Origin of the sequence: Micromonospora sp. WMMD1082, assembly GCF_029626175.1 — a bacterium.
Lineage (GTDB): Bacteria > Actinomycetota > Actinomycetes > Mycobacteriales > Micromonosporaceae > Micromonospora.
In genome coordinates, this window is the sequence record NZ_JARUBM010000002.1 from 5397430 (window position 1) to 5424398 (window position 26969).

Here is a 26969-nt window from a genome sequence, read left to right on the forward strand (position 1 = left end):
GCTCAGCCCTTCAGTCCGGTGGTGGCGATGCCCTCGATGAAGTACCGCTGCCCGAGCAGGAAGATGGCCGCCACCGGCAGCACGGACAGCACGGACCCGGTCATGATCAGTGCGTACTCGGCGTTGTACTGCGTGATGAAGGTCTGCAGTCCCAGCTGGACGGTGCGCAGGTCCGGACTGCGCAGGTAGATCAGCGGGCCGAGGTAGTCGTTCCAGGTGGTGACGAAGGTGATCAGGGCCAGGCTGGCCAGCGCGGGGCGGGACAGCGGCAGCATGATCCGCCGGTAGATGCCGAACTCGGAGAGCCCGTCGACCCGGGCCGACTCGCTCAGCTCCTCGGGAATCGTCTCGTAGAACTGCTTCATCAGGAACACACCGAAGGCACCGAACGCCTGCAGCGCGACGATCGCCCAGAGGGTGTCCGACAGTTGCAGCTTCGACATCATGATGAACTGCGGGATCATGTACGACTGCCACGGCACGGCGATGGTGCCGACGTACGCCAGGAACAGCAGGTTGCGGCCGGGAAAGCGGATGCGGGCGAAGCCGTAGGCGGCGAAGCTGCCGGTGAGCACCTGCAGGAAGGTGACGATGACCGACAGCAGCAGGGTGTTGCCCAGCCAGGTGGTCATGTCCGACTGCTGCCAGATGTCGACGTAGTTGCGCCATACCAGCTGGTCGGGCACCCACTTGAGCGGGATGGTGAACACCTCGTTGTCAGTCTTCAACGAGGACATCACCATCCAGTAGAACGGCAGCAGCAGCGCGGCCGCCACGAGGGCGATGCCGGCGTAGCCGGCGACCCGCCAGGCGCGGGAGGGTGGACGCCGGGGGGAGCCGGTGGTGCCGGGCACGGTGACGGTGGCTGGCGGGGCGAGGTCGGTCGCGGTCATCAGCCGTTCCTCCGCTTGTTGATCATGAACTGGATGATCGTGACCCCGAAGCAGATGGCGAACAGCACGACCGAGACCGCCGAGGCGTAGCCGAACTGGTTCTCCTCGAACCCCTTCTGGTAGATGTACTGCGACAGCACCAGGGTGGACTGCCCGGGGCCGCCGTCGGTCATCACGAGGATGAGGTCGAAGACCTTGAAGCTCTCGATGGTCAGCAGGACGGTGACGAAGAACGTGGTGTGCCGCAGCCCGGGCAGGGTCACGTTCACGAACCGCTGCCAGGGGGTGGCGCCGTCGATCATCGCGGCCTCGTACAGCTGGGCGGGGATGGTCTGCAGGCCGGCGAGGAAGAGCAGCATGTAGTAGCCCATGTAGCGCCAGGTGCCGATGAGGATGACCGCCGGCATCGACCAGTCCGCCGAGGTGGTCCAGCCGGGCGGGTTGGCGACTCCCACCGTCCGCAGGAAGGCGTTGACCGGCCCGTACTCCGGGCTGAACAGCAGGTTCCACACGACGGCGATCGCGACGATGGAGGTGATGTACGGGAAGAACGCGACGGTACGGAAGAACGCCACCCCGCGCAGCTTGCGGTTGAGCAGCAGCGCGAGGCCCAGCGCCGCCGCCATGGTCAGTGGGATGTGGAACACCGTGTAGTACAGGGTGTTCCGCAGCGCGGTCCAGAAGCTCGTGTCGCCCCACATCCGGCGGAAGTTGGCGCTGCCGGTCCACTCGGCCACGCCGAACACGTTCCAGTTGGTGAACGCCATGTAGAACAACACCGCGACCGGCACCAGCGTGAGCACGGCGAAGCCGAGGAAGTTCGGCAGGATGAACGACCAGCCGGCGACGGTGTTCCGCCAGACCAGCTCGCGGTGCCTGCGCCGCGCCTGCGGCATGATTGCCATAGAGATCTCCGGGATCGTTCGGGCTGGGGCGGGTCCGGCGCTCGGCTTCCGTCGGGCCGGACCCGCCGCGACGTCACTGGTTGAGGACCTCGTTCTTCGCGCGCTTCTGCGCCTCGTCGACGGCCGCGTCGACCCCCTTGCTGTTCGAGAGCACCGCGGTGTGCATCTCGTTGAGGAGGTTCTGCAGCCCGGCGGTGTGCTTCGACACCGGGTTCTCGGGCTTGGTGGTGTGGGTGGCGAAGGCGAACTTCGACAGGTCGTCCTGCGGCACCCCGTCGAGCCCGAACAACGCCTGGGTGACCGGCTCGGAGAACCGGGCCGGCGTGATGCCGATGCCGGCCAGGGCCTTGCCGGCCTCCTCGCCGGCGACGTAGCTGAGGAACGCCTGTGCGGCGGGCAGCTTCGATCCGCTGATCTTCGGGTTGATGCCCAGACCGGTCGGGTCGCCGAAGGTGACCGGTGTGGCCGAGGTGCCGGCGGTGGACGTGTCGAACTGCGGCACGGGCGCGATGCCCCACTCGAAGGTGTCCGCGTCGCCGCTCTCCCGCTGCGCGAGCAGGGTGGCGATGTACCAGGTGCCCATGACCATCATCGCCGACTGCTGCTTGCCGAACTGCGCCTGGTAGGTGAGCTTGTTGGTGTTCGCGGTGCCGAAGCTCGGCTGCGCACCGGCGGCCTGCAGGTCCAGGGAACGCTGGTAGTAGGGCTTGAGGAAGCCGAAGTCACCGGAGAGGAGGTCCGCGTTCGGCGTCTGGGCCAACGCGAAGCCCTGCACGGTGGACTGCCACACGTGCAGGTACGCGCCGGTGGCGGTGGACCCGGTGGCCTTGAGCCCGCTGGTCAGCTCCTTGGCCCTGGCGGCGTAGTCGTCCCAGGTCCAGCTGCCGTCGGGAAGGGCCACCTGCGCCTTCTCGAACAGCTCCTTGTTGTAGTACAGCACCCACGAGTCCGCCCGGTACGGCACCGCGTACGTCTTGCCGTCGACCTGGTAGGCGGCGAGCGAGGGTACGTCGTCGAGGTCGGCGGCCAACTCGGTCACCTCGCGGAGCTGACCGCCGTTCTGGTAGGTGTAGAAGTTCTTGAGATTCTTCAGCACGTACAGGTCGGGGGCGGTGCCGGCGGCGAGGTCGGCGGTCATCTGGGTGTCGTAGTTGGTGGCGTCGTACTCCTTGAGTTCGACCGTCACGTTGGGGTGCGTCGCCCTGAATCCGTCGGCGAGCGTCTTGAACTCCGGCGTGGACGCCAGGCTCCAGCCGGCCAGGGTGAGCGTCACCGGGGCGTTGGGGTCGGCTGGCTCCTCGTCACCGCTGCAACCGGCGAGGACGAGTGTCAGCGCCGTCGCGGCGGCGATGACGGCCGGTATCGCGCGCTTCATCCCTTTCTCCTTAGGTCAAGGGCCCGGGTGGGCCCGCACTGCTACCAGGCCGCCGGGCGGCGGGCCTGGCCGTTCCAGGTCCAGGCGGGTCGCGGTGCTGGCCCCGTCGGGCCAGTCGACCGCCACGTGCAGGCCGTCGGCGTCGTCGTCCAGTAGGGCCCGACACGCCTGCGGTGCCGTGGACCCCGAGGTCAGCTCCGTGAGGGCGGCGATCCAGCTGCCCGGCTCGGCGGCGTGGTCCAACCAGGGCACGACCAGCCCGCCGGCCAGGGGCCCGCCGTGCGGGACGGTGGTGGCACCGGCCGTTCCGTCTCCGTGTACCGATTCGAGCCGGCTGGTCAGGCCGTTCGCCGTCACGGTCGTCACACCGTCGGCACAGGCGGCCGTCGCGTCCCCGGCGAGGGCCCAGCCGCCGATCCGCAGCCGCAGCGCCGCCGCCTGGACGCCGGCGGCAAGGTCGTCGAGGCGGATCAGGCGCAGCTCCCAGGCGCCGCGGACCAGCGAGTACACGGTGAGGTGCCCGGCCGGCCGGTGCGGGCCGGTGCGGCCGCTGCCGTGGTCGCGCTGGCCGGGATCCGGGTCGACCCAGTGGGCGAACGCCCGCGACCCGGCCACGCCGAGGCCGTCGCCGTCGACCTGGACGGTCAGCAGGCGCATGCCGGCGCGGTGGGTGGCCCGGCCCGCGTGGTCAACGAGGGTGACGGACTGATCGAGCGGATTGCGCCAGCCGCTCTCGTCGAGAACCGGGGTGGTGGCGGTGGAGTAACCGAGCCGGGCGTAGAGCGGGGAGTCGCCGACGGTGGCGCCTTCCGTCGCGTGGTCGGTGCCGTGGTTGACGACGCGGACGATCCCGTCGGCGCGGGTGGCCGAGACCAGCCAGCCCGGCGCGCGGATGGCCCGTACCGTGTCGGGTTCCTCGACCGGCAGCGGCCGCTCCGGCTCCGTCCACACCGGATGGTCGGCGGGCAGCGCGACGCCGAGCAGCCCCTTGCTCGCCCAGTACGGCGAGCCGGGACCGGAGTACGCCTGGGCCAGCCGGGGCCACGGCCCGTGCCAGCCCAGGGTGAGCAGGCCACGGTCGTCCGGGGCGCCACGGTCGACGAAGTGGCGCACGACGCGCGTGGCCGCGCGACGCAACTGGCCGAGGTCGACCGAGGGCACGCCGGCGATCGCACCGACCCAGAACGGCGCCGCGGCGGCGAACCGGTAGACCAGGCTCCGTCCCTGGATCAGCGGCGACCCGTCGGCGCCCACCAGGGCGACCGCGTCCCGCAGGAACCGGTCGAGGGCGGCCAGGTCCCGTTCGCGGCGCTCCTCGGCCAGGTCGGCGGCGCCGGTCATCCGGGCCCACAGGGTCGGGTACGCGTGCAGGGCCCACCCCACGTAGTGGTCGTAGGCGCGTTCCGGCCCGTCGGACAGCCACCCGTCGGCGCGGGCGAAGCCGTCGTGGGTGGCCAGGTCCTCGGCCATCTCGTCGAGTGCGTGCGGCCCGTCCACCGAGCGCAGGAACGTCTGCACGACCAGCCGGAACCAGACCCAGTTGATGCGCGGGTACGTGTGGTCGCCGACCGCCGGAGCCAGGTAGTCGACCACCCGTTCCTGCACGGTGGACGGCAGCCGGTCCCAGATCCAGGGGCGGGTCAGGTCCAGGATCAGGGCGATGGCGGCGGCCTCCACCTTGGCCTGCGGGTGCTCGTCCAGCCGCAGCCAGCGCTCCGGGGAGGTCGGGTCGGTGCCGGCGGCGATGCCGGCGCCGTACCGGTCGGCGAGTTCGTCGACGCCGACGCCCCGGGCACCGGCGATCCGGAACCCGGCCAGCAGAAACGTCCGGGCGAACCCCTCCAGGCCGTCGACGGCCCGGCCGTAACCGCCCGCGGCGCCGGGAAAGGTGACGAGGGCGTGCCCGGGGGACGCGAACGGCCGGGCGGCGGCGAGCAGCCGGTCGGCGAGGGCCAACCAGTCACTGCGGGCCCAGCCGAGATCCTGTCGCATCGAGCCGCCTCCGGGGCAGTGGTGCGGGGCGTTGCCCGGCTATGTGTCGCGCAGGCAACGATCGGGTTTCCGAAGTAAAACGCTCACAACTGAACAAGTCAATGCCGTTGCGAAACTGAGATGAACATGTCCGATCAGAAGAGCACAGAACAGGGTCGTAAAGTGCTGTGACCAGGGTCACCACGGCTCTCGGCCGATAACTCGCATATTCCGGACCAAAGCCCTCAAAGCTCCGGATATCACTCGCCGTCACGGCGACGGAGACGAGTTCTCTCCAGCTTCGCGCCATAAGCGCTCTGATACGGTCGGGACCGTTCACAACCGCTCGGCAACTCGGGGAATGATGGCCGCCGCAGACCGCTTCGCAGGCCCGCTCGCCGCGGCGTGGCTGGGTGCCAGCGGGCCTGCGCTGGCCCGGGTCCTGGCGCCGCCGGAGGCGTCCCTTCCGGTGCCGCCCGCGTCGGAGCGTGCCGTCTGGGCACACCCGCACCCCGCCACGCTGCGGCACCTGCGCGCCCGCGCCGAGCGGGATCTCGGTACCGCCTGGCCGACGCCGCTGGCCAGCCAGTACGCCCGGTACTTCCGCGACGGCGACCGCGACGCGTACGAGCAGCGGGTCTTCGCCCGGCAGGCGCGGCTCACCCGGGCCGCCGTCCTGGCGGCGGCCACCCTCGACGGAACCTGGCTGGACGAGGTGGTCGACGGGGTGACGCTGCTGTGCGAGCAGAGCAGCTGGTGCTGGCCCGCGCACGACGACACCCGCTCGGTGCACGGCGCGGTGCTGCCGACCGTCACCGACCCCTACCTCGATCTCGGCGCGGGCGAGGTCGCCGCGCAGCTGGCCTGGATCGACCACCTGCTCGGCGGGCCGCTCGACACGCACGCGCCCGGCCTGCGCGCGCGGATCCGCCACGAGGTCGACGGGCGGGTGCTGCGCCCGTTCGCCGCCCGCCGGGACTGGCACTGGCTCGGCCTCGACGGCGACGTGCACAACTGGAGCGCGTGGATCCACGGCAACGTGCTCGTCGCCGGGCTGCGCCTGCTCGACGACCTCGACGATCGCCCCCGCCGCGCGGCGCTGGTCGAGCTGGTGGTCGAGGGGCTCGACCGGTACGTCGCGTCGCTGCCCGCCGACGGTGCCATCGACGAGGGCTACGGCTACTGGTGGAACGGCGCCTGCCGGGCGCACGAGGCGCTCGACCTGCTCGCCCAGGCCACCGGCGGCGCGCTCGACGGCGTGCCGGGCGAGGCGCTGTGCCACACCGTGGCCTTTCCGCACCGGATGCACCTGGGCGGCGACTGGTACCTCAACCACGCCGACGGCTCGGCCCGGCCGGCCACCGACACCCAGCCGTGGCACGCCCTGCACCGGGCCGCCCGGCGGGTCGGTGACCGGGACGCGCAGGCGCACGCCGCCGCCCACCGCCGGCCCGACGCGCCGGTCGCCAACGAGGAGCAGGGCCTCGGCCGGTTACTGCGGGCCCTGACCGATCCGGAGTGGACCGCCACCGGGCCGGAGTGGACCGCCGCCGGACCGGCCGCACCACCGCTGCCGCGCGACGTGTGGTTCCCCTCCACCCAGGTGCTCCTGGCCCGCCGTGCGGCCGGCAGCCCGGCCGGGCTGACCCTCGCGGTCAAGGGCGGCCACAACGGCGAGCACCACAACCACAACGACGTCGGCTCCGTCGTGGTCGCCCTCGACGGGGTGCCGGTGCTCGTGGACGCCGGCCGCCCCACCTACACCGCGCGGACCTTCGGCCGGGACCGCTACGCCATCTGGACCATGCGCAGCGACTGGCACAACGTTCCGCACGTCCGCGACACCGCGCAGGCGCCCGGCCGGGGGTACGCCGCCCGGCACGTCGTGGCGACCGTCGACGACGCCGTGGCCGAGCTGAGCCTGGACATCGCCGACGCGTACCCGCGCACCGACCTGCGGAGCTGGCGGCGTACCGCCCGGTTCGAGCGCCACCGTGGACGGATCGTGATCACGGACGCCTGGCAGCTCGACCCGGACGCGGCGCCCGCGTCGACCCGGCTTCACCTGCTCGTCGCCGGCGACGTCCAGCTCGGTCCGGGCCGCGCCACGATCGCCGCCCTGGACGGCGCCGGCCACCTCGCGGTGAGCTGGCGGCCCGCGTCCGCACCGGGCTCGTCGACGGCTCGCGTGCTCGACGATCCTATGCTCGCCGCCGTGTGGGGAGAGCGGCTCACCCGCATCGCGATCGACGTCACCGCGCTCGGACCGACCGGCGCACTCGTCCTCACGGTCGAGGAAACCCATCCGCACGACGCGCTCTCGGAGGTACCCGATGACCCTGGAAGGCAGTGAGACCGGCGCGGCAGAGACCCGGGCGCCGCTTCAGGTCGCTCGCCGCCAGCTGCTACTGGAGGCGCTGCAACGCGACGGGGCCATGCGCATCTCCGACCTGTCCGAGGCGCTCGGCGCCGCGGCCGTCACCATCCGGCGCGACATCGCCCAACTCGCCGCCGAGGGGCTGGTCCAGCGGGTGCACGGCGGGGTCGCCCTCATCACCCCCGACGAATCGCCGGCGCCGGAGGCGCCGGCCGCCGGCCCGTCCTCCCTCAGCGGGCGCACGCTGGGCATGCTCGTGCCGTCGCTCGACTACTACTTTCCGGAGGTGGCCCGGGGCGCCGAGGAGGCCGCCCGCGAGCTGGACATGCGGGTCGTGCTGCGGGGCTCCTCCTACGACGCCGAGGACGACCGGCCCCAGCTGGAACGTCTCGTCGACCGGATGGGCGTCGACGGGTTGATCATCGCGCCGCGGATGGACACGTCGACCGCGGAGCGGACCATCGACTGGCTGGCCCACGCCGGCGTCCCGGTGGTGCTGCTGGAGCGCACGGCCACGGTGGGCGCCCACCACGCCGTGATGGAATCGGTGGTGACCGATCACGCGCTGGGCGCGGCCATGGCGGTGCGGCACCTCACCTCCCTCGGTCACCGCAGGGTCGGCGTGGTGCTGGACGCCAACAGCCCCACCCGTCCGCACGTGCGCCGGGGTTGGCTGGAGGCCGCGAACGACTGCGGGCTGGACCCCACGGCGACCGTCGAGGCCGTGGTGCCGGACTCGCGCTCGCCGGAGCGGGATGCCCTGATCGACGAGGTGCTCGACCGCTGCGCGGCTACCGGCACGACCGCGCTGCTGGTGCACGCCGACGCGGAGGCGATCGCGCTGGTGCAGCGCTGCGAGGAGCGGCAACTGGCCGTGCCCGGTGATCTGTCCATCGTGGCGTACGACGACGAGGTCGCCGGCCTGTTCAGCCCGCCGCTGACCGCGGTGCGGCCGCCGCGCCGCTCGATCGGCCGCGCCGCCGTGCGTCTCGTCGCCGACCGCCTCGCCGACCCGGAGCGCCCCACCCACCGGGTCGTCATCAGCCCGGCCCTGCGCATCCGCGAGTCCACCGCCGCGCCCCGCCCCTCGACGCCGCCGTCACCGTCGCCGTCGGGGTGGCGTCCGGCCTCGCCGACCAGGGCGTGATCGGAGGACCCGGACGTTCGGTTATGTACGTTCGTGAATGACTTGGTACGAACTGTGGCGCCCCGAATCCCGCGTCGGTTACCAAGGTGTTGCCCACGTGTGAACCGCCGATGGTCCGGGCGATCCGCGCCGGACCGGCGGCATCGTCGCGGCACCGGGCAACGGATGGTCACCCATGCGTGGCTCCGCCGTCCCCGCGACGGTCTCCCTCCGACAGAAGGGGCAACGCAGTGAGAACGAGTAGACGGCTCCTGGCATTCGCGACGGCGCTCGCCATGACGACCGGAATGGTGGCGTCGGCGGTCACCGGCAACAGCACACCCGCCCAGGCGGCACCGGTGACCATCACCAACGGCACCCAGTTCACCGACACGAGCGGCAACCCCCTGCACGCCCACGGGGGCGGCGTGCTCAAGGTGGGCAACTACTACTACTGGTTCGGCGAGAACCGCAACCCGAACAACACGTTCCGGGCGGTGTCGGTCTACCGCTCCACCGACCTGCGCAACTGGGAGTTCCGCAACAACGTGCTCACCCAGTCCTCGGCCAGCGAGTTGCAGGTCGCCAACATCGAGCGGCCGAAGGTCATCTACAACGCCAGCACCGGGCGCTACGTGATGTGGATGCACAAGGAGAACGGCACGAACTACAGCGAGGCGCGCGCCGCCGTGGCGTCGTCGGCCACCGTGGACGGCAACTACACCTACCACGGCAGCTTCCGCCCGCTCGGGCACATGTCCCGGGACATCACCCTCTACAACGACAACGGCACCGGCTACATGATCTCGGCGGCCGACGAGAACTACGACCTGCACATCTACCGGCTCAACGCGGACTTCCTCAACGTCGCCAGCCTGGTCGGCAACTTCTGGAACGACGCGCACCGCGAGGCCCCGGCGCTGTTCAAGCGGGGCAGCACCTACTTCATGCTGACCTCGGGGGCGACCGGCTGGAACCCGAACCAGGCCAGGTACGCGACCGCGTCGAGCATCTCCGGCCCGTGGACCGGCTGGACGAACGTGGGCGACTCCACCACCTTCCGCTCCCAGCCGACGTTCGTACTGCCGATCCAGGGCACCTCCACGACGAGCTACCTCTACATGGGCGACCGCTGGGCCGGCGCCTGGGGCGGGCCGGTCAACGACTCGCAGTACGTCTGGCTGCCGATCACCTTCCCGTCGAGCACCAGCATGAGCCTGAGCTGGGCCCCGTCGATCACCATCGACACGGCCACCGGCACCATCACCGCGAACTCACCGACGTACTACCGGGTGACGAACCGCAACAGCGGCCGGGTCATGGACGTGGTGAGCAGCTCGACGGCCAACAACGCGGAGGTCAAGCAGTACGCCTGGAACGGCGGCGGCAACCAGCGCTGGGAGTTCCAGGACGCCGGTGGCGGCTACTTCCGCATCGTCAACCAGAACAGCGGCCGGTGCCTCGACGTCTCCTCCGGCTCGACCGCCGACGGCGCCAACATCATCCAGTACACCTGCGGCAGCGGCACCAACCAGCAGTGGCAGTGGGTGGCGACCGGCAGCTACTACCAACTCCGCGCCCGCCACAGCGGCAAGTGCCTCGACGTGGTCAACGCCGGCACCGGCGACGGCGCCGACATCCAGCAGTTCACCTGCCACAGCGGCACCCACCAGCAGTGGTCCCGCACCGCGGTCTGACCGCCGGGCTCGGGCACCAGCAGAGCCAGGTCCCGGGCACCAGCAGAGCCAAGGGAGGCAACATGACACCGTCGGGACAGCGATCGCGCCGGCGCCTGCGCTGGCTGACCGCACTGGTCGGCGTCCTCGCCCTCGTCGCGGGTGCCGTCGCCGCGCCGCCGCCGGCCTCGGCCGCCACGACACTGATCTACACGACGTTCAAGGGTGACGGCGCGGCGGACCAGGAACTGTGGGTCTACCGGTCCACCAACGGCGGCACCAGCTACAGCGTGCTGTCGGACACCAACTACCGAGGCCCCACCGGCGTGCTGCGCGATCCGAGCATCATCCGGCACAACGGCCGGTACTACATCGCGTACACCGTCCAGTCCTGGACCACCAACTCGACCCACTTCAACATCGCGTCCAGCACCAACCTCACGTCCTGGACGCACGTCGCCAGCGTCAACTCGGGGATCGCCAACACCAGATTCACCTGGGCTCCCGAGTTCTACGTCGAGGGCGGCACCATCCGGATCATCGCAAGCGTCGCGGCCACCACGTGCTCCAACTGCTTCCGCCCGTACGTCTACACCGCGCAGAACACCGCCCTGACCTCCTGGAGCGGCCCCGCGCAGATGTGGGGCCTGGCCACCAACTACATCGACACCGTCGTGGTGAAGTCGGGCAACACCTGGCACGCGTTCGCGAAGAACGAGACGACCAAGTTCATCGAGCACTGGACCACGACCGCGAACCTGTTCGAGGGCTGGACCAACCGGGGAACCCTCTGGAGTTCCGGCTACGAGGGACCGTCCCTGGTCCGGCTGGACGACGGCAGGTGGCGCATCTACGTCGACCGGTACACCAACGGCGGGGTGTGGACCGCGACGAGTACCGACCTCAACACCTGGACCGGGCTGAGCGCGGTCGGCTGCTCCGGCTGCCGGCACGGCACGGCCCTGCCCGTCTAGCCCGCCAACGGATCCATCCCTCACCGACGCAGTTCTCACGAGATCGGTCACCGCCATGCATGTCACCACCCCCGAACCGTTCCCGACGCCGCGCCGACGTTCCGCCTGGCGCCTGCTGGTCAGCCTGCTGAGCACGCTGATCCTGGTACCGGTCGTCGCCGTGTCCCACGCCACGCCGGCCAGCGCGAACACCAGCCAGTTCCGGGGCATGAACTGGGCCCGGTTGGGCGACAACTTCACCACCGGCACCCTCGTCCTCGACGGGCTGAGCTCCTCGGACAGCTACGCCACCGTCCGGGCCAAGGCCAACGCGATCTACACCGGGATGGAGAACCACCTCGGCGTCAACACCGTCCGACTGCCGGTCAACACCCACACCGTCAGCTCGTCGTGGTGGAGCGCCTACCGGGGCACCATCGACGCCGCGACCGAGCGGGGATTCAAGGTCATCCTCACCTACTGGGAGGACGGTGCGTCCTCCGGTGGCCGGATCACCAACATGGGCGCCTTCAACTCCATGTGGGACACCGTCATCTCCCAGTACGGCGCCAACAGCCGGGTCTACTTCGAGCCGATGAACGAGCCGCACGGCTACAGCGAGTCCGAGTGGATGAACGTGGCCGCCAACTGGATCAACGCCCGCTCGTCGGTGCCGAGGGGCCGCATCTTCGTCAGCGGCACCGGCTACAACACCGACCTGCGGCCGGTCTGCAACGACAGCCGGTTCAGCGGCACCCTGCTCTCCTATCACCACTACGCGTTCATGTTCGGTGAGAACGACTACGCCGGCTGGCGCAACAGCTTCGAGACCCGCCTGGGCTCGTGCGCCTCGCGGGCGGTGCTGACCGAGTTCGGCGGGCCGATGGACACCGGTCTGAACTACCACAACGCCAGCAGCACCGACAACTTCGTCCGCCACATCCGGGCCGTCACCGACAGCATGCGCGCCCGCACCATGGGCTCGGTCTACTGGCCGGCGCTCGGCGGCAAGGTCACCTCGGGCCAGACCTACGACTGGTACTCCATGTTCGCGCGCCAGGGCAGCGGCACCAACATCACCCTGAGCGTCCGCAATCCCAGCGGCGCGGACCGGGTTCGCCACGGCTGGGGTGATGGTTCCGGTGCCGGCCCCCAGGTGACCAGCATCGTGAACCGGAACTCGGGCAAGTGCCTCGACGTGGTGAGCGCCTCGACCGCGAACAACGCCGACATCATCCAGTGGGACTGTCACAGCGGCGCCAATCAGCGGTGGCAGCTCCAGCCGGTCGGCGGTGCCTACTACCAGATCGTCTCGCAGCACTCCGGCCGGTGCCTCGACGTGGCCAGCGCCTCGACCGCGAACAATGCCCGGGTCGCCCAGTACGACTGCCACAGCGGCACCAACCAGCAGTGGGAACTGCGCAGCTCGGGCGGCTACACCCAGATCGTCGCGCGCCACTCCGGCAAGTGCCTCGACGTGATCAGCGCCTCGACCGAGAACGGTACCCGGATCCAGCAGTACGACTGCTACGGCGGCACCAACCAACACTGGACCCTCTAGACCCCCGATCCACTCTGCGGCGGGTGAGCCTCGTGGGAGGCTCGCCCGCCGGCCGGGGTGCGGACGACCGTCACGCCGGTCGCCCGCAGCAGGACGGTGTCGGCGGGCCCGAGCGGGGCGGCGTCGACGGGCTGGTCCGTTCTGCTGATCAGGAACCGGTAGGGACCGCGTACCGCCAGTTCGACGCGCCCGCGTAGCTCCCCGGGCAGTTCGCTGTGCACGCCGGCCCGGTCGGCCAACTCCGCCAGGACGGTCGACAGGCCCGCCGGGCCGAGCCGGGTCGAAACGTACGCGGCGGAGCCCGCGCCGACGACCCGCCGGGTGAGGGCCGGCCGGCCGGCCAGGTCGCCGTTGCGGTAGCGGGCCAGGATCTCGGTGCCGGGCTCGGTGAGCGCGATGTGGTCGGTCCAGAGGGTGCCGGTGGTGCCGTTGTCGAGCCCGACGGTCTGCCCGTCGGCGAGCGGGGCGAATTCCTGGATGCGGATGCCGAGCAGGTCGCGCAGGGCACCGGGATAACCGCCGAGCCAGACATGGTTGTGCTCGTCGACGATGCCGGAGAAGTAGGTGGTGACCAGGTGGCCGCCGCCGGTGACGTAGCGGCGCAGCCGGTCGGCCAGGGCGCCCGGCACGACGTGCAGGATGGGGGCGACGAGCAGGTCGTACTGTTCCAGCGGGGCGCTCGCCGGTACCACGTCGGCGCGGATGCCGAGGTCGAGGAAGGCGCTGTACCAGTCCAGCGCCTCCTGCCGGTAGCGCAGCCGGTCGGTGGGACCGGAGTCGAGTTCGGCGGCCCACCAGGAATCCCAGTCCAGGACGATGGCGGCCCGGGCGCGGCTGCGCGGCGTGCCGGCCACGGGTGCCAGGGCGCGCAGGGTGGCGCCCAGGTCGGTGACGGCGCGGAACACGTCGCTGTCCTCGCCGGCGTGCGGGATCATCGCGGAGTGGTACTTCTCGGCGCCGGCCGCCGACTGCCGCCACTGGAAGAAGCAGACCGCGTCCGCGCCGTGCGCGACGTGGGTGAGCGAGTCCCGGGCCAGCTGCCCGGGTCGCTTGGCGAGGTTGACCGGCTGCCAGTTGACGGCGCTGGTGGAGTGCTCCATGAGGAACCAGGGCCGCCCCCCGGCCAGGTTTCCGGTGAGGTTGGCGGAGAACGACAGTTCGTCGTACGCCTGCGGGCCGGGGGTGAGGTAGTGGTCGTTGGCGACGAAGTCGACCTCGGTGGCCCAGTCGGCGTAGTTCATCCCGTTGGTCTCGCCCATGACCATGAAGTTGGTGGTGACCGGGATGTCGGGGGTCAGCTCGGCCAGCAGGTCGCGTTCGGCGCGCAGGTGCTCCTTGAGGGCGTCGGAGGAGAAGCGCTTGAAGTCGAGCTGCTGGGTCGGGTTCGGATACGACGTGGCCAGGCGGGGCGGCAGGATCTGCCCCCAGTCGCTGTAGTGCTGGGACCAGAACGAGGTGGCCCAGGCCCGGTTCAGCGCGGCCAGGGTGCCGTAGCGGGTGCGCAGCCAGGCGCGGAAGGCGGCCGCGGCGTCGTCGGAGTAGTCGTAGACGTTGTGGCAGCCCAGCTCGTTGGAGAGGTGCCAGGCGGCCAGGGCGGGGTGGGCACCGTAGCGCCGGGCGAGCCGGCGGGTCAGCCGCAGGGCGTGCCGGCGGAAGATCGGCGAGGTGGGGCGCCAGTGCTGCCGGCCGCCGGGCCAGCGCACGCGGCCGTCGCGGTCGACCGGCAGGATCTGCGGGTACGTGCTGGCCAGCCAGGGCGGTGGGGAGGCGGTGGCGGTGGCCAGGTCCACCGCGATGTCGTACGCGTGCAGCAGGTCCATCACCTCATCGAGCCAGGCGAAGTCCCACTCCTCCGCGCGGGGCTGTAGCCGCGCCCAGGAGAAGATCGCCAACGAGACGATGTTCACCCCGGCGGCCCGCATCGCCCGCGCGTCCTCGCGCCACACCTCGCGGGGCCACTGCTCGGGGTTGTAGTCGGCACCGAACCCCAGGCGGGCCCGGTCCGGTTCCGACGGCCAGCGTAGCCACCGGTGCGCACGGTGTTCTCCCACGACGAACTCCCCACGTAACTGGCGTTGCCTACCCGGACGCACGCCGGCCGGCCGCGACTGGCGGCCGGCCGGCGCGGCGGGTTACCGGATGGTGAAGCCCTGTTCCCGGCCGTAGGTGACCGAGACGTCCTGCCAGGCGCGGAGGCCGTCCTGGAGGGTCGCGCCGCCGAGGTACGCCCGGCCGACGGTGTCGCCGAAGACACTGTTGGCGTAGACCTGGAACGGCAGGTAGGACCAGCCCGGGGCGACCCGGGTGGCGGATTCGGCGAGGACCTGGTTGACCTGCTGGCCGCCGAAGTACGGGAACTCCTTGTCCAGGAACTGCGGCGCGTTCAGCTGGGCGGTGGTGGCGGGGAAGGCGCCGCCGTCGGCCCGGGTCTGCGCGCCCTCGTCGACCGTGGCGTACTTCAGGAAGGCGTAGGCGAGGGCCTTGTTGGCGCCCTGCTCGGGCAGGGCCAGGGAGCTGCCGCCGTTCTCGGCGGTGACCGTGCCGCCCGCCTCCCACTGCGGCATGGGGGCGACCCGCCACTTGCCGTGCGCGGCCGCCACGCCGGATTCCAGGTTGGCCGGCATCCAGGCGCCGATGACCAGTGTCGCGATGGTGCCGTCGCCCAGCCCCTTGTACCAGGCGTCGCTCCAGGGGTTGACGGGTGCGAGCAGCTTGCCGTCGATGAGCCTCTGCCAGGTGGCGGTGAACTTCTGGGTGCCGGGGTCGGCGAAGTCGACGCCCACCGTGGTGCCGTCCACGGCGTAGGGCCTACCGCCGGCCTGCCAGATCATGCTGGTGGTGAAGCCGGCGTCGCCGGTGTCGCTGGTGATGTACGCGTTCGGGTCGGCCCGGTGCAGCTTCTCGGCCTCGGCGACGTACTCGTCCCAGGTGGTGGGGACCTGCAACCCGTGCCGGTCGAAGACCTCCTTGTTGTAGAACAGGGCCATCGGGCCGGAGTCCATCGGCAGGCCGTAGACGCCGTCGCCGGATCGCACCGCGTTCCACGGCCCCGGGGTGAAGGTGCCCTCCAGCGTGCCGGCGCCGTAGCCGTCGAGGTTGGTGAGCGCCTTGGCGAGCAGGAACTGCGGCAGCGCGTAGTACTCGACCTGGGCGATGTCCGGCACGCCGGAGCCGGCGGTGATGGCGTTCTGCAGCGCCGTGTACTGATCGTTGCCGGTGCCGGCGTTGACCAGGTCGACCGTGACCTTCGGATACCGGGCCTGGAAGTCGGCGACCACCTGCTTGAGGGTCGGCTCCCAGGCCCACACGGTGATGCTGCCGCCGGCCTCCAGGGCGGCGGCGATGTCGGCCTCGGAGACGGTGGCCGTGGATCCGTCGGAGTCGCCGGCGTCACCGGAGCCGCAGCCGGCGGCCAGCAGCGAGACGGCGAGGACGGCGCTCGCCAGGAGCGTTCGGCGGGGTAGGACCAACATGATCGTTCCCTTCATGGACATGTCCGGTGTGGGTGGGGTGGTGGGCGATCGCGCGGCTACTCCTTGACGCCGCCGGTGGACAGGCCCGACTGCCAGTACCGCTGGAGCAGCAGGAACGCCGCGATCAGGGGGACGATGGTCAGCAGCGAACCGGTGATCACGAGGTGGAAGATCGCTTCACCGCCGGCGGTGCCGGCCTGCTGGCTCCAGGTCTTGAGGCCGATGGTGAGCGGATACCAGTCCGGGTCCTTCAACATGATCAACGGCAGGAAGTAGTTGTTCCAGGTGGCCACCACGTTGAACAGCAGCACCGTGACCGTCCCCGGGGCCAGCAACGGCGCGCTGACCGAGAAGAAGGTCCGGAACTCGCCGGTGCCGTCGACCCGCGCGGACTCGATCAGCTCGTCCGGCACCGCGTCGTCGGCGAATATCCACATCAGGTAGAGGCCGAACGGGGAGACCAGCGACGGGATGATGATCGCCCAGGGGGTGTCGGTCAGGCCCAGCCGGGAGAACATCAGGAAGGTGGGCACGGCCAGCGCGGTACCCGGTACCGCCACCGCCCCGATGACCACCGCGAAGATCGCCTTCCGGCCGGGAAAGTCGAACTTCGCCAGCCCGTAGCCGGCCAGCGCGGCCAGCAGGGTGGCGCCGCCGGCCCCGACGGACACGTAGAGCACGGTGTTGAGCAGCCAGCGGAGGAAGATCCCGTCGTCGTAGGCGAGGGTGTCGACGATGTTGTCCAGCAGCGCGAAGTCCTCGGCCAGTGCCAGCCCGAAGGAGTCGAACAGCCCCTGCTGCGTCTTGGTCGCGTTGATCAGCAGCCAGACCAGCGGCAGCAGCGCGTACACCAGCACGAGGCCGGTCAGCGCGGTCAGGGTGACGCTTCTCCGGCGGCGCGTGGCGCGTCGCCGGATCCTCGGTGGCCGGGGCCCGGCCGGCGGGACGGCGGTGCGGGTGGCGTCGGCGGTGGCGGTGGCGGTGGTGGCCATGCTCAGACCGCCTTCCGCACGCCGCGGAGCTGGACCAGGTAGGCGACGGCCATCGTGATCACGCCCATCACGATCGCGACCGTCGCCGCGTAGTTGATCTGCTGCCCGGCGAAGGACAGCGTGTACGCGTAGTAGTTCGGCGTGAAGTAGGTGGTGATCGAGTTCGGCGCCAGGGTCTTGAGGATGCTCGGCTCGTTGAACAGGTGGAAGCTGCCGATGATCGAGAAGATGGTGGCGATCAGCAGGGGACCGCGCAGCGCCGGCAGCTTGATCGCCCTGATGATCCGTAGCTGTCCCGCCCCGTCGATCGCCGCCGCCTCGTACAGCGCCGGGTTCACCACCCGCAGGGCGGAGTAGAGGATCAGCATGTTGTAGCCGACGAACTCCCAGGTGACGATGTTGCCGATCGACGCGAGGATCAGGTCGGGGGAGAGCGGGTCCGGCAGCGACACCCCGAGCGCCGCGTTGAGGTTCCCGACCAGACCGAACCGGGTGCCGTACATGAAGCCCCAGATGAGGGTGGCGACGACCGCGGGCACCGCGTACGGCAGGAACACCGAGATCCGGAAGAACGACGCCCCGTACAGCCGTCCACTGTCGATGGCCAGGGCGATCAGCAGGGCCAGGAACAACATGATCGGGACCTGCACGGCCAGGAAGAGCGCGACCCGCCCGAACGCCGACCAGAACTGCGGGTCGGTCAGCGCCTTGGTGTAGTTGTCCAGCCCGACGAACGTGGTGCCGCCGACCAGTTGGGTCCGGAACACGCTCAGGTACAGCGAGTACCCGATCGGCGCGAGGAAGACCAGCGTGAAGACCGTCAGAAAGGGAGCGACGAACTGCCAACCGGCCCGCGACCGCCGCCGGCCGGTCGACGCCGGTCGGCGGGGTGAGCGGCGACGTACGCGGCCGGATGGGAGGCGGGCGGTGCCGGGCGACGCCATTCGGTGGGCTCCTTCCCGTCCGATCGCCGGGACGGCGATGGTTACGTAAACATCGCCGTCGGACGCCGGCCGTGTGGCGGCGAACATCGGAGGTGGCGGCGAATGTTTACGTAAACTCGCGTTGCGGTATGGTGACACCCCTCACCATGGCCGTCAAGGCGATCCCCTCGGCCGCACCGGCATGGCCGGTGGCCGTCCAGTCAGGAGCAACGATGGATGCGGACGCCCGAGGGCATCGATCCCAGCCCGCGCCCGTCGCGCAGCGCGCGGGCTCGGGCATCCCGGGAGGACGCCGCAAGCAGCGGGTCTCCATGGCGGACGTGGCCCGGGCCGCGGGGGTGTCGTCCCAGACCGTGTCCCGGGTCTCCAACGGCCATCCCGCGGTCGTCGAGCGGACCCGGCAGCAGGTGCTGGAGGCGATGCGGCAGCTGGGCTACCGGCCCAACAGCGCCGCCCGCGCGCTGCGCTACGGGCAGTTCAACACCATCGGGGTGATCCTGTTCAATCTCACCTCGACCGGCAACAGCCGCACCGTCGAGGCGATCGCGGCGCACGCCGCGACGGAGGGCTACGCGATCACCCTGATCCCACTGGGCGCGCCCACCCAGGACAATGTGCTCGGCGCGTTCACCCGGATGGGCGAACTCGCCGTCGACGGCGTCATCGTCATCATCGAGATCCACCTGCTCGACACCAACACCGTGGCCCTGCCGCCCGGGGTGCACGCCGTGGTGGTCGACTCCGACGCCGGCGACCGTCACCGCGTCGTCGACACCGACCAGACCGACGGCGCCCGGCAGGCCGTCCGCCATCTGCTCGACCTCGGCCACCACACCGTGTGGCACATCGCCGGTCCGGCCGAGTCGTTCGCCAGCGAACGGCGGGCCCGGGCATGGCGGGGCGTGCTCGACGCGTACGGCCGTCCGGTGCCGCCGGTCGAGCGCGGTGACTGGTCCGCGGAGTCGGGCTACCGGGCGGGCCTGCGGTTGGCGGCGCGGCGCGACTGCACCGCCGTCTTCGCCGCGAACGACCAGATGGCCCTCGGCGTGCTGCGGGCCCTGCACGAGCGGGGGCGACGGGTGCCGGAGCAGATCAGCGTGGTCGGCTTCGACGACATCCCGGAGACGTCCTGTTACCTGCCGCCGCTGACCACCGTGCACCAGGACTTCGCCGAGGTGGGCCGCCGCTGCGTGCAGGCACTCCTGCGGCAGATCCGCGACGGGCGCACCGACGCGGGCACCGACCTGGTGCCGACGCGCCTCGTCGTCCGCGCCAGCACCGCACCGCCGCCCGCCTGACGTGCCCGGATGCGCGGTCGGCGCGGCCCGGCACCATCCGGAAGGTCTCTGGAACTTCCGCCGATGTTGGCGCCCGACCCTGAACCTCGGCGGCGGACCTGGGCGGCGGCGTTCCGGGCAGGTCGTCGCTACTGAGCAGCGCCAACGGTTTCTCGCGCGGGACGGGTGCCACAGCAAGGTTTCGAGAGTATTTCCGGAAGTTGTTGACGGGTCGACGGCGTCGGCTCAATACTGTTGACCATCGACGCCGCTAGATGATCGTCGAACATCGCTACCTACTCCGCCGGTCATCCTGCGGGGCGACCGGCACCCCACCACCACCACTGGCGGTACGACGCCGACCGTCGATGGCTGCTGTCCGGCCACCGGCACCCCCCGGCCCGCACCGCATTGCTGGCCGCCGGCCAGCCGTCACGAGGAGGAAGCATGAATGACGGCCCCGTCCCCCTGAGTCGCCGCAGGCGCAGTCGCCTGAGGACGCTCATCGGCGCCGCCTGCGCCGTAGCGCTGGTCACGACCGGAGCCACGGCGATGGTGGCCAGCCCCGCCCACGCCCAGACCGTGACCACCAACTCGGAGGGCAACCACAACGGCTACTTCTACTCCTTCTGGAAGGACAGCGGCAACGTCTCCATGACCATGGGGAACGGCGGCCAGTACAGCACCCAGTGGAGTAACGTCAACAACTTCGTCGCGGGCAAGGGCTGGAACCCGGGCACGCGTCGGACCGTGACCTACTCGGGCACCTACAGCCCGAACGGCAACTCGTACCTGACCCTCTACGGCTGGACGAGGAACCCGCTCGTCGAGTACTACATCGTGGACAGCTGGGGCAGCTGGCGGCCCCCGGGATCGAGCTCCATGGGCACGGTGAACAGCGACGGCGGTACGTACGACATCTACCGCACCCAGCGGGTCCAGCAGCCGTCGATCGACGGTACCCAGACGTTCTACCAGTACTGGAGCGTCCGGACGTCGAAGCGGGTGGGCGGCACCATCACCACCGGCAACCACTTCGACGCGTGGGCCAGCCGTGGCATGAACCTGGGCAACCACTACTACCAGATCATGGCCACCGAGGGGTACCAGAGCAGCGGTAGCTCCAACATCACGGTGGGTGGCACCGGTGGGTCCAACCCGAACCCCACCCCCACCGCCACCAACCCGCCGCCCGGTGGCGGCGGCTGCTCGGTCAGCGTGAGCCGCGGGGACGAGTGGAGCGACCGGTTCAACGTGAACTTCTCGACCAGCGGTAGCAGCAACTGGGTCGTCACCATCCGCACCAACGGCAGCCAGAGCCTGCAGAACAGCTGGAACGCCTCGATCAGCGGCTCCAGCGGCACGCTCACGGCACGCCCGAACGGCAACGGCAACAACTTCGGCATCACGCTCTACAAGAACGGCAACAACACCACACCCACCGCGACGTGCGCGACGGGCTGATCGTCGGAACACAGGTGGGGGTGCCGGTGACCGCCGGCACCCCCACCGCCGTGTCCGGCGGGGATCACGCGGTGAACCCGCCGTCGGAGGTGACCACCGCGCCGTTGACGTTGACCGCCTCGGCACTACCGAGCCAGGAGACCAGCGTGGCGATCTCGTCCGGTTGGGCGGTACGGGTGCTGCGGGCGAACGACGTCGACAGCCGCTCGTACGCCCACGGGACCTTCGGCACCGCGGTGCGCCCGATGTTGGTCTCCACGCCACCGGGGCAGATCGCGGTGGCCCGGATGCCGTCGGCGGCGTAGAGGACCGCGATCGACCGGGTCATGCCGATCAGGGCGTGCTTCGACGTCACGTACGCGGTCCCGGCCACCGCGCCGGTCAGGCCACCGATCGAGGCCACGTTGACGATCGCTCCGCCGCCGGCGGTGCGCATCAGCGGCAGCACCGCCCGGGACAACCGCATCGGGCCGGTGACGTTGACCGCCATGACCCGCTCCCAGGTGGCGTCGTCCACCTCGGTCACCGGCAGGAAGAAGTCCATGATGCCGGCGACGTTGGCCAGCAGGTCGATCCGGCCGTCGGGCAGCGCGGCCACGATGCGCTCCACGTCGGCCTGCACGCTCACGTCCCCGATCACCGTCACCGCCGTGCGCCCGGCGTCGACGATCTGCTTCTCCGTCTCGGCCAGCCCGTCGGCGTCCACGTCGCAGCCGACCACGTACGCGCCCTCGGTGGCCAGCCGCACGGCCACCGCCTGCCCGATGCCCGAGCCGGCGCCGGTCACCAGCGCCACCCGTCCTTCGTACCGTTGCTCGCTCATCACGCGCTCCTTTCCTCGCGAGCCGGGCCTCCGGCCCTGTTTCCAGCCTTTGCCCGCCGGCCCGGCGGCGACAGGGCCACAGGTCACGCCGGACCGGGCACTGTGGCGTCCGTGGCCGGTGCCGGCTAGCGGGCCGCCCGGAGCCGCCGGCGGGCGACGAGTTCGACGGTGGCGGCGACCGCGATCGCCTCGACGGCCAGCAGGGCGACCAGGATCAGCAGTTGGGCGGCGCCGGCCTGGACCGGCGAGGCACCGCCGAGCAGGACGCCGACGAAGGCCCCGGGCAGCGTGACCAGCCCGACGGTGCGGGTCTGGTCCAGTGCCGGGATGAGCGCCTGGCTGGCCGCCGGCCGGCACACCTCCAGTGCGGCGTCGCGTTGGGTCAGGCCGATGGCGAGCCCCGCCTCGTACTCGCCGTGCCGGTTACGCAGCTCGTCCAGGGCTCGCCTGCCGGCGAGCGTGGTGGCGGTCATCGCCCCGCCGATCAGGATGCCGGCGCTGGGCAGCACCGCCAGCGGGGTGACCGGCAGCACCCCGGTGACCAGCAGCAGGACCACAGCCGGCAGCACGCCCAGCCCGATCGGCAGGGCCGTCGGCCAGCCGGCCCGCAGCGTGCTGACCCGCCGCGCCGAGGTGACCGTGGCGACGGCGTACATCGCGACGACGAAGGCGACGGTCAACCACCACGAACGCAGCACCGCCACGATGATCAGTGAGACGGCCGCCAACTGCACCGTGGCCCGGGTGGCGGCGGTCACCACCGCGGCCGGCGCGCCCACCCGGAACCAGGCGACGATCCCGGCACCGACGAGCGCGAGCAGGGCGAGGACCCCGACGTAGGGCGCCCCAAGGTTGATCACACTGCCGTTCATTCCGCCATTGAACCGTTTCGCGGAATGCCGCGCTGGTTTGTCGGCGGCGGGCGGCGCGGCGAAACCCGGGCGCCGGAAACCGTTATTCGATCTCGCCCCGTCCGGTCGCGCTGAGCTGCGGAGATAACGCTCTCACGGATTACCGGAGAAGGCTTGACGGGCGCACGATCCGGCCGTAACCATGTACTTCAATGCCTCACGGCACCACCACCTCTCACCACCACCAGGCGTGATCGGCGCACGCACCCACACCGCAGTGGAAGGACCCACCGTGCGCAGATCCCTGAGATCGTGGCTCGGCGTCGGGCTGAGCGCGATCCTCGTGCTGGGCGGCGTCGCCGCCGTGCCGCCCGCCGCCAACGCCGCACCGTTCAGCGTGCTCGTGTTCAGCAAGACCGCCGGATTCCGGCACGGATCCATCACCGCGGGCATCGCCGCCATCGGGCAACTCGGCGCCGCCAACGGGTTCACCGTGGAGAACACCGAGGACTCGGCCCAGTTCACCGACGCCAACCTGGCCCGGTTCGCCGCGGTGATCTGGCTGTCCACCACCGGCGACGTACTCAACGCCGCCCAGCAGGCCGCGTTCGAGCGCTACATCGCCAGCGGTGGCGGGTACGTGGGCGTGCACGCCGCCGCCGACACCGAGTACGAGTGGCCCTGGTACGGCGGGCTGGTCGGGGCGTACTTCGCCTCCCACCCGGCGGACCAGACCGCCACCATCAAGGTCGTCGACCAGGTGCACCCGTCCACCGCGACGCTGCCGCAGCGCTGGACCCGGCTGGACGAGTGGTACAACTACCGCGCCAACCCACGGGGCAAGGTGCACGTGCTGGCGACCCTGGACGAGAGCACCTACAGCGGCGGGAGCATGGGGCACGACCACCCGATCTCCTGGTGTCACAACTACTCCGGTGGTCGCGCCTGGTACACCGGCCTCGGCCACACCGACGCGTCGTACGCGGAGCCGAACTTCCGCCAGCACCTGCTCGGCGGCATCCTGGGCGCGGCCGGCGCGGTCGCCACCGAGTGCGGCGCGACCGTCGACACCAACTTCCAGCAGGTGGAGCTGGCCAAGGGCGTCGCCGAGACCGGCGAGCCGATGAGCCTCACCGTGCTGCCGAACCGGGGCGTGCTGCACACCGCGCGCAACGGTGTCATCCGCTACACCGACGCGGCCGGCAACACCAAGGTCGCCGGCACCCTGCCCGTCTACACCGGCGACGAGGAGGGCCTCCAGGGCATCAGGGTCGACCCGGACTTCGCCACCAACCGCTGGGTGTACGTCTTCTACGCGCCCCCGCTGGACACCCCCGGCGGCGGTGCCCCGGCCACCGGCACCCCGGCGGACTTCGACCGCTGGAAGGGCGTCAACCGGCTGTCCCGGTTCACCGTCAACGCCGACCACACCATCAACCTGGCCAGCGAGACCCTGGTCCTGGACGTACCGACGGACCGGGGCATGTGCTGCCACGTCGGCGGTGACCTGGACTTCGACGCGGCCGGCAACCTGTACCTCTCCACCGGCGACGACACCAACCCGTTCGACTCGGCCGGGTTCACCCCGATCGACGAGCGGCCGGGCCGCAACCCGGCCTTCGACGCGCAGCGCACCTCGGCCAACAGCAACGACCTGCGCGGCAAGGTGCTGCGGATCCGGCCGAGCGCGGCGGGCGGCTACACCATCCCGGCCGGCAACATGTTCGCCCCGGGTACCGCGCGGACCCGCCCGGAGATCTACGCGATGGGCTTCCGGAACCCGTTCCGGATGAGTGTGGACAAGGCCACCGGGATCGTCTACCTCGGTGACTACGGTCCGGACGCGGGCACCGCGGACCCGAACCGGGGACCGGCGGGCAACGTGGAGTTCGCCCGGATCGACCGGCCCGGCTTCTACGGCTGGCCGTACTGCACCGCCCGCAACGACGCCTACAACGACTACACCTTCCCGTCCGGGCCGTCCGGGCCGAAGTTCGACTGCGCGGGCGGGCCGGTGAACGACTCGCCCAACAACACCGGCATCACCCAGCTGCCACCGGCCATCCCGGCCTGGCTGCCGTACGGCGGATCCGGCTCCCCGCCGGAGTTCACCGGCGGCGGCCTGTCCCCGATGGGCGGCCCGGTCTACCGGTACGACCCGGGCAACACCTCCGCCGTGGCGTTCCCGGAGTACTACGACGGGACCTACTTCGCCGGTGAGTTCGGCCGCCGCTGGATCAAGAACATCAAGCTCGACGCGGCCGGCGAACCCTTCAAGATCAACCCGTTCCCGTGGACCGGCACCCAAGTGATGGACATGGAGTTCGGTCCGGACGGCGCCCTCTATGTCCTCGACTACGGCACCGGCTGGTTCAACGGCGACGCCAACTCGGCGCTCTACCGCATCGAGTACGCCCGCGAGGGCCGCGCGCCGGTGCCGCAGATCCAGGCCACTCCGACCAGCGGCGTCGCGCCGCTGACCGTGCAGTTCTCCTCGGCCGGCACGCTCGACCCGGACGGCGACCCGATCACCTATGCCTGGGACTTCGACAACAACGGCACCACCGACTCCACGGCGGCGAACCCCAGCCACACGTACACCACCAACGGGGTCCGCAACCCGACGCTGACCGTCCGGGACAGCACCGGCAAGACCGCCACCGCGAGCACCGTCATCACGGTCGGCAACAGCGCCCCGGTGGTCACCGTGAACGCCCCGCTGCACGGGCAGACGTTCAACTTCGGGGACGCGGTGCCGTTCACCGTGACCGTCACCGACGCCCAGGACGCGACGATCGACTGCGCCCGGGTGACGGTGAGCTACGTCCTCGGCCATGACTCGCACGGTCACCAGATCAGCAGTACGCAGGGCTGTACCGGGGTCATCCAGACCTCGGCCGACGGCGAGCACGACACCGCGGCGAACATCTTCGGCATCATCGACGCCTCCTACACCGACCTCGGCGGCGGTGGCCAACCGCCGCTGACCACGCACGCCCAGGCGGTGCTGCAACCCCGGACCCGCCAGGCCGAGCACTTCGGTGACTCGTCCGGCATCCAGGTCACCACGCCGGGCAGCGCGCACGGCGGCGCGGCCGTCGGCTACATCGACAACAACGACTGGATCTCGTTCCACCCGTACCACCTGACCGGCGTGCAGTCGTTCAGCGCGCGGGTCGGCGCCCCGGCCGGGGCGGGCGGCACCCTGGAACTGCGGGTCGACTCGCCCACCGGGCCGCTGGTCGGCTCGGCCACCGTGGTACCCACCGGCGGCTACGCCACCTTCGCCACGGTCACCGGCGCGGTCACCGCACCGACCGGCACCCGCACCCTGTTCCTGGTCTTCAAGGGCGGGGGAGGGATGTTCGACATCGACGAGTTCACCCTCTCCACCAGCCCGGGCGGCCCCGGGCCGGATCCCGATCCCGATCCCGAGCCGGGCGCCAACCTGGCCCGGGGCAAGCCGGCCCGGGCGTCCAGCGCCGAAGGGCCCTTCGTCGCCGCCAACGCGTTCGACGGCGCACTCGACACCCGCTGGAGCAGCGAGTTCAGCGATCCGCAGTGGATCGACGTGGACCTGGGCGCCAGCTACGCCATCAGTCGGGTCAAGCTGACCTGGGAGGCGGCGTACGGCAGCGGGTACCAGATCCAGACCTCGCCGGACGGGGTCACCTTCACCACGATCCGGACGGTGACCGGCGGTGACGGTGGTGTGGACGACCTGACCGGGCTGACCGGCACGGGCCGCTACGTCCGGCTCACCGGCACCGCCCGGGGAACCGCCTGGGGCTACTCGCTGTTCGAGTTCGAGGTGTACGGCGGCACCAGCGGCCCGACCGGCCCATCGGGCGGCAACCTGCTGTTGAACAGGCCGACGCTGACCTCCAGCGACGAGGGGGTCGGCATGTCCGGCGCCCAGGCGGTGGACGGCAGCCTCACCACCCGCTGGTCGAGCGAGTTCGCCGACCCGCAGTGGATCCGGGTGGACCTGGGCAGCCCGACGGCGATCGGTCGGGTCAAGGTGAGCTGGGAGGCGGCGTACAGCAGCGCGTACGTCATCCAGACCTCGAACAACGGCACCACCTGGGTCGACGTGCGGACGGTGACCGGCGCCGACGGCGGCGTGGACGAGCACACCGCGCTCGGCGCGAACGGCCGCTACCTGCGGATCTACGGCACCGCGCGGGGCACGGCGTGGGGCCACTCGATCTGGGAGTTGGAGGCGTACGCCAGCTGAACCACCACCACCGGCGACGCGGCCGGCACGGGTTCCCACCGTGCCGGCCGCGTCGCTCGTCGCGGCGGCCG

At 70.9% G+C, this 26969-nt stretch carries 18 protein-coding genes; 8 read left to right on the forward strand and 10 right to left on the reverse strand.

What is annotated here, in order from left to right:
- Nucleotides 1-2: 2 nt before the first annotated feature.
- The 4 genes from O7615_RS24860 to O7615_RS24875 all read right to left on the reverse strand — a co-directional run bounded on the left by O7615_RS24860 (nucleotide 3) and on the right by O7615_RS24875 (nucleotide 5165).
- On the reverse strand, nucleotides 3-893 hold the full coding sequence (locus O7615_RS24860; protein WP_278180206.1) for a carbohydrate ABC transporter permease: 891 nt from the start codon (nucleotides 891-893) through the stop codon (nucleotides 3-5).
- Nucleotides 893-1798 (reverse strand): sugar ABC transporter permease, encoded by a 906-nt coding sequence (locus tag O7615_RS24865; protein ID WP_278180207.1) that lies wholly within the window; start codon nucleotides 1796-1798, stop codon nucleotides 893-895. Before O7615_RS24865 ends, O7615_RS24860 begins: the two co-directional genes overlap by 1 nt.
- Nucleotides 1799-1871: 73 nt before the next feature.
- Nucleotides 1872-3173: an extracellular solute-binding protein gene (locus tag O7615_RS24870; RefSeq protein WP_278180208.1), complete on the reverse strand. Its 1302-nt coding sequence runs from the start codon at nucleotides 3171-3173 to the stop codon at nucleotides 1872-1874.
- 15 nt (nucleotides 3174-3188) lie between these two features.
- Nucleotides 3189-5165 (reverse strand): DUF2264 domain-containing protein, encoded by a 1977-nt coding sequence (locus O7615_RS24875; RefSeq protein WP_278180209.1) that lies wholly within the window; start codon nucleotides 5163-5165, stop codon nucleotides 3189-3191.
- Nucleotides 5166-5508: 343 nt separating this feature from the next.
- Here O7615_RS24875 and O7615_RS24880 point away from each other — a divergent pair, with 343 nt between their 5' ends.
- The 5 genes from O7615_RS24880 (at nucleotide 5509) to O7615_RS24900 (ending at nucleotide 12837) form a co-directional block, all read left to right on the forward strand.
- Complete coding sequence (locus O7615_RS24880; protein ID WP_278180210.1) at nucleotides 5509-7497, forward strand: heparinase II/III family protein; 1989 nt, start codon at nucleotides 5509-5511, stop codon at nucleotides 7495-7497.
- Nucleotides 7478-8668 carry a substrate-binding domain-containing protein gene (locus O7615_RS24885; RefSeq protein ID WP_278180211.1) on the forward strand — a complete coding sequence of 397 codons (1191 nt, stop codon included), beginning with the start codon at nucleotides 7478-7480 and terminating at the stop codon, nucleotides 8666-8668. Before O7615_RS24880 ends, O7615_RS24885 begins: the two co-directional genes overlap by 20 nt.
- 275 nt (nucleotides 8669-8943) lie before the next feature.
- Entirely contained in the window at nucleotides 8944-10344 is a 1401-nt protein-coding gene (locus O7615_RS24890; protein WP_278180212.1) for an RICIN domain-containing protein, read from the forward strand.
- Nucleotides 10345-10406: 62 nt separating this feature from the next.
- Nucleotides 10407-11297, forward strand: coding sequence for a family 43 glycosylhydrolase (locus O7615_RS24895; RefSeq protein ID WP_278180213.1), 891 nt, complete (start codon nucleotides 10407-10409; stop codon nucleotides 11295-11297).
- A gap of 55 nt (nucleotides 11298-11352) precedes the next feature.
- Nucleotides 11353-12837, forward strand: a complete 1485-nt coding sequence (locus O7615_RS24900; RefSeq protein ID WP_278180214.1) for a ricin-type beta-trefoil lectin domain protein — start codon at nucleotides 11353-11355, stop codon at nucleotides 12835-12837.
- On the opposite strand, the gene O7615_RS24905 is transcribed toward O7615_RS24900, so the two are convergent.
- From O7615_RS24905 to O7615_RS24920, 4 genes are all read right to left on the reverse strand, one after another.
- Nucleotides 12834-14888, reverse strand: a complete 2055-nt coding sequence (locus O7615_RS24905; RefSeq protein ID WP_278180215.1) for a beta-galactosidase — start codon at nucleotides 14886-14888, stop codon at nucleotides 12834-12836. The genes O7615_RS24900 and O7615_RS24905 overlap by 4 nt on opposite strands.
- A gap of 81 nt (nucleotides 14889-14969) precedes the next feature.
- Nucleotides 14970-16310 (reverse strand): sugar ABC transporter substrate-binding protein, encoded by a 1341-nt coding sequence (locus tag O7615_RS24910; protein ID WP_278180216.1) that lies wholly within the window; start codon nucleotides 16308-16310, stop codon nucleotides 14970-14972.
- 56 nt (nucleotides 16311-16366) lie between these two features.
- Nucleotides 16367-17302 (reverse strand): carbohydrate ABC transporter permease, encoded by a 936-nt coding sequence (locus tag O7615_RS24915; RefSeq protein WP_278180217.1) that lies wholly within the window; start codon nucleotides 17300-17302, stop codon nucleotides 16367-16369.
- Nucleotides 17303-17304: 2 nt separating this feature from the next.
- Entirely contained in the window at nucleotides 17305-18246 is a 942-nt protein-coding gene (locus tag O7615_RS24920; protein WP_278180218.1) for a sugar ABC transporter permease, read from the reverse strand.
- A 212-nt stretch (nucleotides 18247-18458) separates the two neighbouring features.
- On the opposite strand from O7615_RS24920, the gene O7615_RS24925 reads away from it, so the two are divergent.
- Together O7615_RS24925 and O7615_RS24930 are read left to right on the forward strand one after the other, a co-directional pair.
- A complete protein-coding gene (locus tag O7615_RS24925) occupies nucleotides 18459-19544 on the forward strand; it encodes a LacI family DNA-binding transcriptional regulator (protein ID WP_347405100.1) in 1086 nt (361 codons plus the stop codon).
- 426 nt (nucleotides 19545-19970) lie between these two features.
- Nucleotides 19971-20987, forward strand: a complete 1017-nt coding sequence (locus O7615_RS24930) for a glycoside hydrolase family 11 protein (protein WP_278180219.1) — start codon at nucleotides 19971-19973, stop codon at nucleotides 20985-20987.
- Between the two features lie 64 nt (nucleotides 20988-21051).
- Here O7615_RS24930 and O7615_RS24935 read toward each other — a convergent pair whose 3' ends face one another.
- Both O7615_RS24935 and O7615_RS24940 read right to left on the reverse strand, forming a co-directional pair.
- Nucleotides 21052-21810, reverse strand: coding sequence for an SDR family NAD(P)-dependent oxidoreductase (locus O7615_RS24935; RefSeq protein ID WP_278180220.1), 759 nt, complete (start codon nucleotides 21808-21810; stop codon nucleotides 21052-21054).
- Between the two features lie 125 nt (nucleotides 21811-21935).
- Complete coding sequence (locus tag O7615_RS24940) at nucleotides 21936-22682, reverse strand: ABC transporter permease (RefSeq protein WP_278180221.1); 747 nt, start codon at nucleotides 22680-22682, stop codon at nucleotides 21936-21938.
- A 271-nt stretch (nucleotides 22683-22953) separates the two neighbouring features.
- Between O7615_RS24940 and O7615_RS24945 the strand changes: the two genes are divergently transcribed.
- A complete protein-coding gene (locus O7615_RS24945; RefSeq protein ID WP_278180222.1) occupies nucleotides 22954-26898 on the forward strand; it encodes a ThuA domain-containing protein in 3945 nt (1314 codons plus the stop codon).
- Nucleotides 26899-26969 lie beyond the last annotated feature (71 nt).

Bases quoted from the DNA above. Each gene is read 5' to 3' on its own strand.
- O7615_RS24860 (WP_278180206.1), bottom strand. From the start codon at position 893: ATGACCGCGACCGACCTCGCCCCGCCAGCCACCGTCACCGTGCCCGGC.
- O7615_RS24865 (WP_278180207.1), bottom strand. From the start codon at position 1,798: ATGGCAATCATGCCGCAGGCGCGGCGCAGGCACCGCGAGCTGGTCTGG.
- O7615_RS24870 (WP_278180208.1), bottom strand. From the start codon at position 3,173: ATGAAGCGCGCGATACCGGCCGTCATCGCCGCCGCGACGGCGCTGACA.
- O7615_RS24875 (WP_278180209.1), bottom strand. From the start codon at position 5,165: ATGCGACAGGATCTCGGCTGGGCCCGCAGTGACTGGTTGGCCCTCGCC.
- O7615_RS24880 (WP_278180210.1), top strand. From the start codon at position 5,509: ATGGCCGCCGCAGACCGCTTCGCAGGCCCGCTCGCCGCGGCGTGGCTG.
- O7615_RS24885 (WP_278180211.1), top strand. From the start codon at position 7,478: ATGACCCTGGAAGGCAGTGAGACCGGCGCGGCAGAGACCCGGGCGCCG.
- O7615_RS24890 (WP_278180212.1), top strand. From the start codon at position 8,944: ATGACGACCGGAATGGTGGCGTCGGCGGTCACCGGCAACAGCACACCC.
- O7615_RS24895 (WP_278180213.1), top strand. From the start codon at position 10,407: ATGACACCGTCGGGACAGCGATCGCGCCGGCGCCTGCGCTGGCTGACC.
- O7615_RS24900 (WP_278180214.1), top strand. From the start codon at position 11,353: ATGCATGTCACCACCCCCGAACCGTTCCCGACGCCGCGCCGACGTTCC.
- O7615_RS24910 (WP_278180216.1), bottom strand. From the start codon at position 16,310: ATGTTGGTCCTACCCCGCCGAACGCTCCTGGCGAGCGCCGTCCTCGCC.
- O7615_RS24915 (WP_278180217.1), bottom strand. From the start codon at position 17,302: ATGGCCACCACCGCCACCGCCACCGCCGACGCCACCCGCACCGCCGTC.
- O7615_RS24920 (WP_278180218.1), bottom strand. From the start codon at position 18,246: ATGGCGTCGCCCGGCACCGCCCGCCTCCCATCCGGCCGCGTACGTCGC.
- O7615_RS24925 (WP_347405100.1), top strand. From the start codon at position 18,459: ATGGATGCGGACGCCCGAGGGCATCGATCCCAGCCCGCGCCCGTCGCG.
- O7615_RS24930 (WP_278180219.1), top strand. From the start codon at position 19,971: ATGAATGACGGCCCCGTCCCCCTGAGTCGCCGCAGGCGCAGTCGCCTG.
- O7615_RS24935 (WP_278180220.1), bottom strand. From the start codon at position 21,810: ATGAGCGAGCAACGGTACGAAGGACGGGTGGCGCTGGTGACCGGCGCC.
- O7615_RS24940 (WP_278180221.1), bottom strand. From the start codon at position 22,682: ATGAACGGCAGTGTGATCAACCTTGGGGCGCCCTACGTCGGGGTCCTC.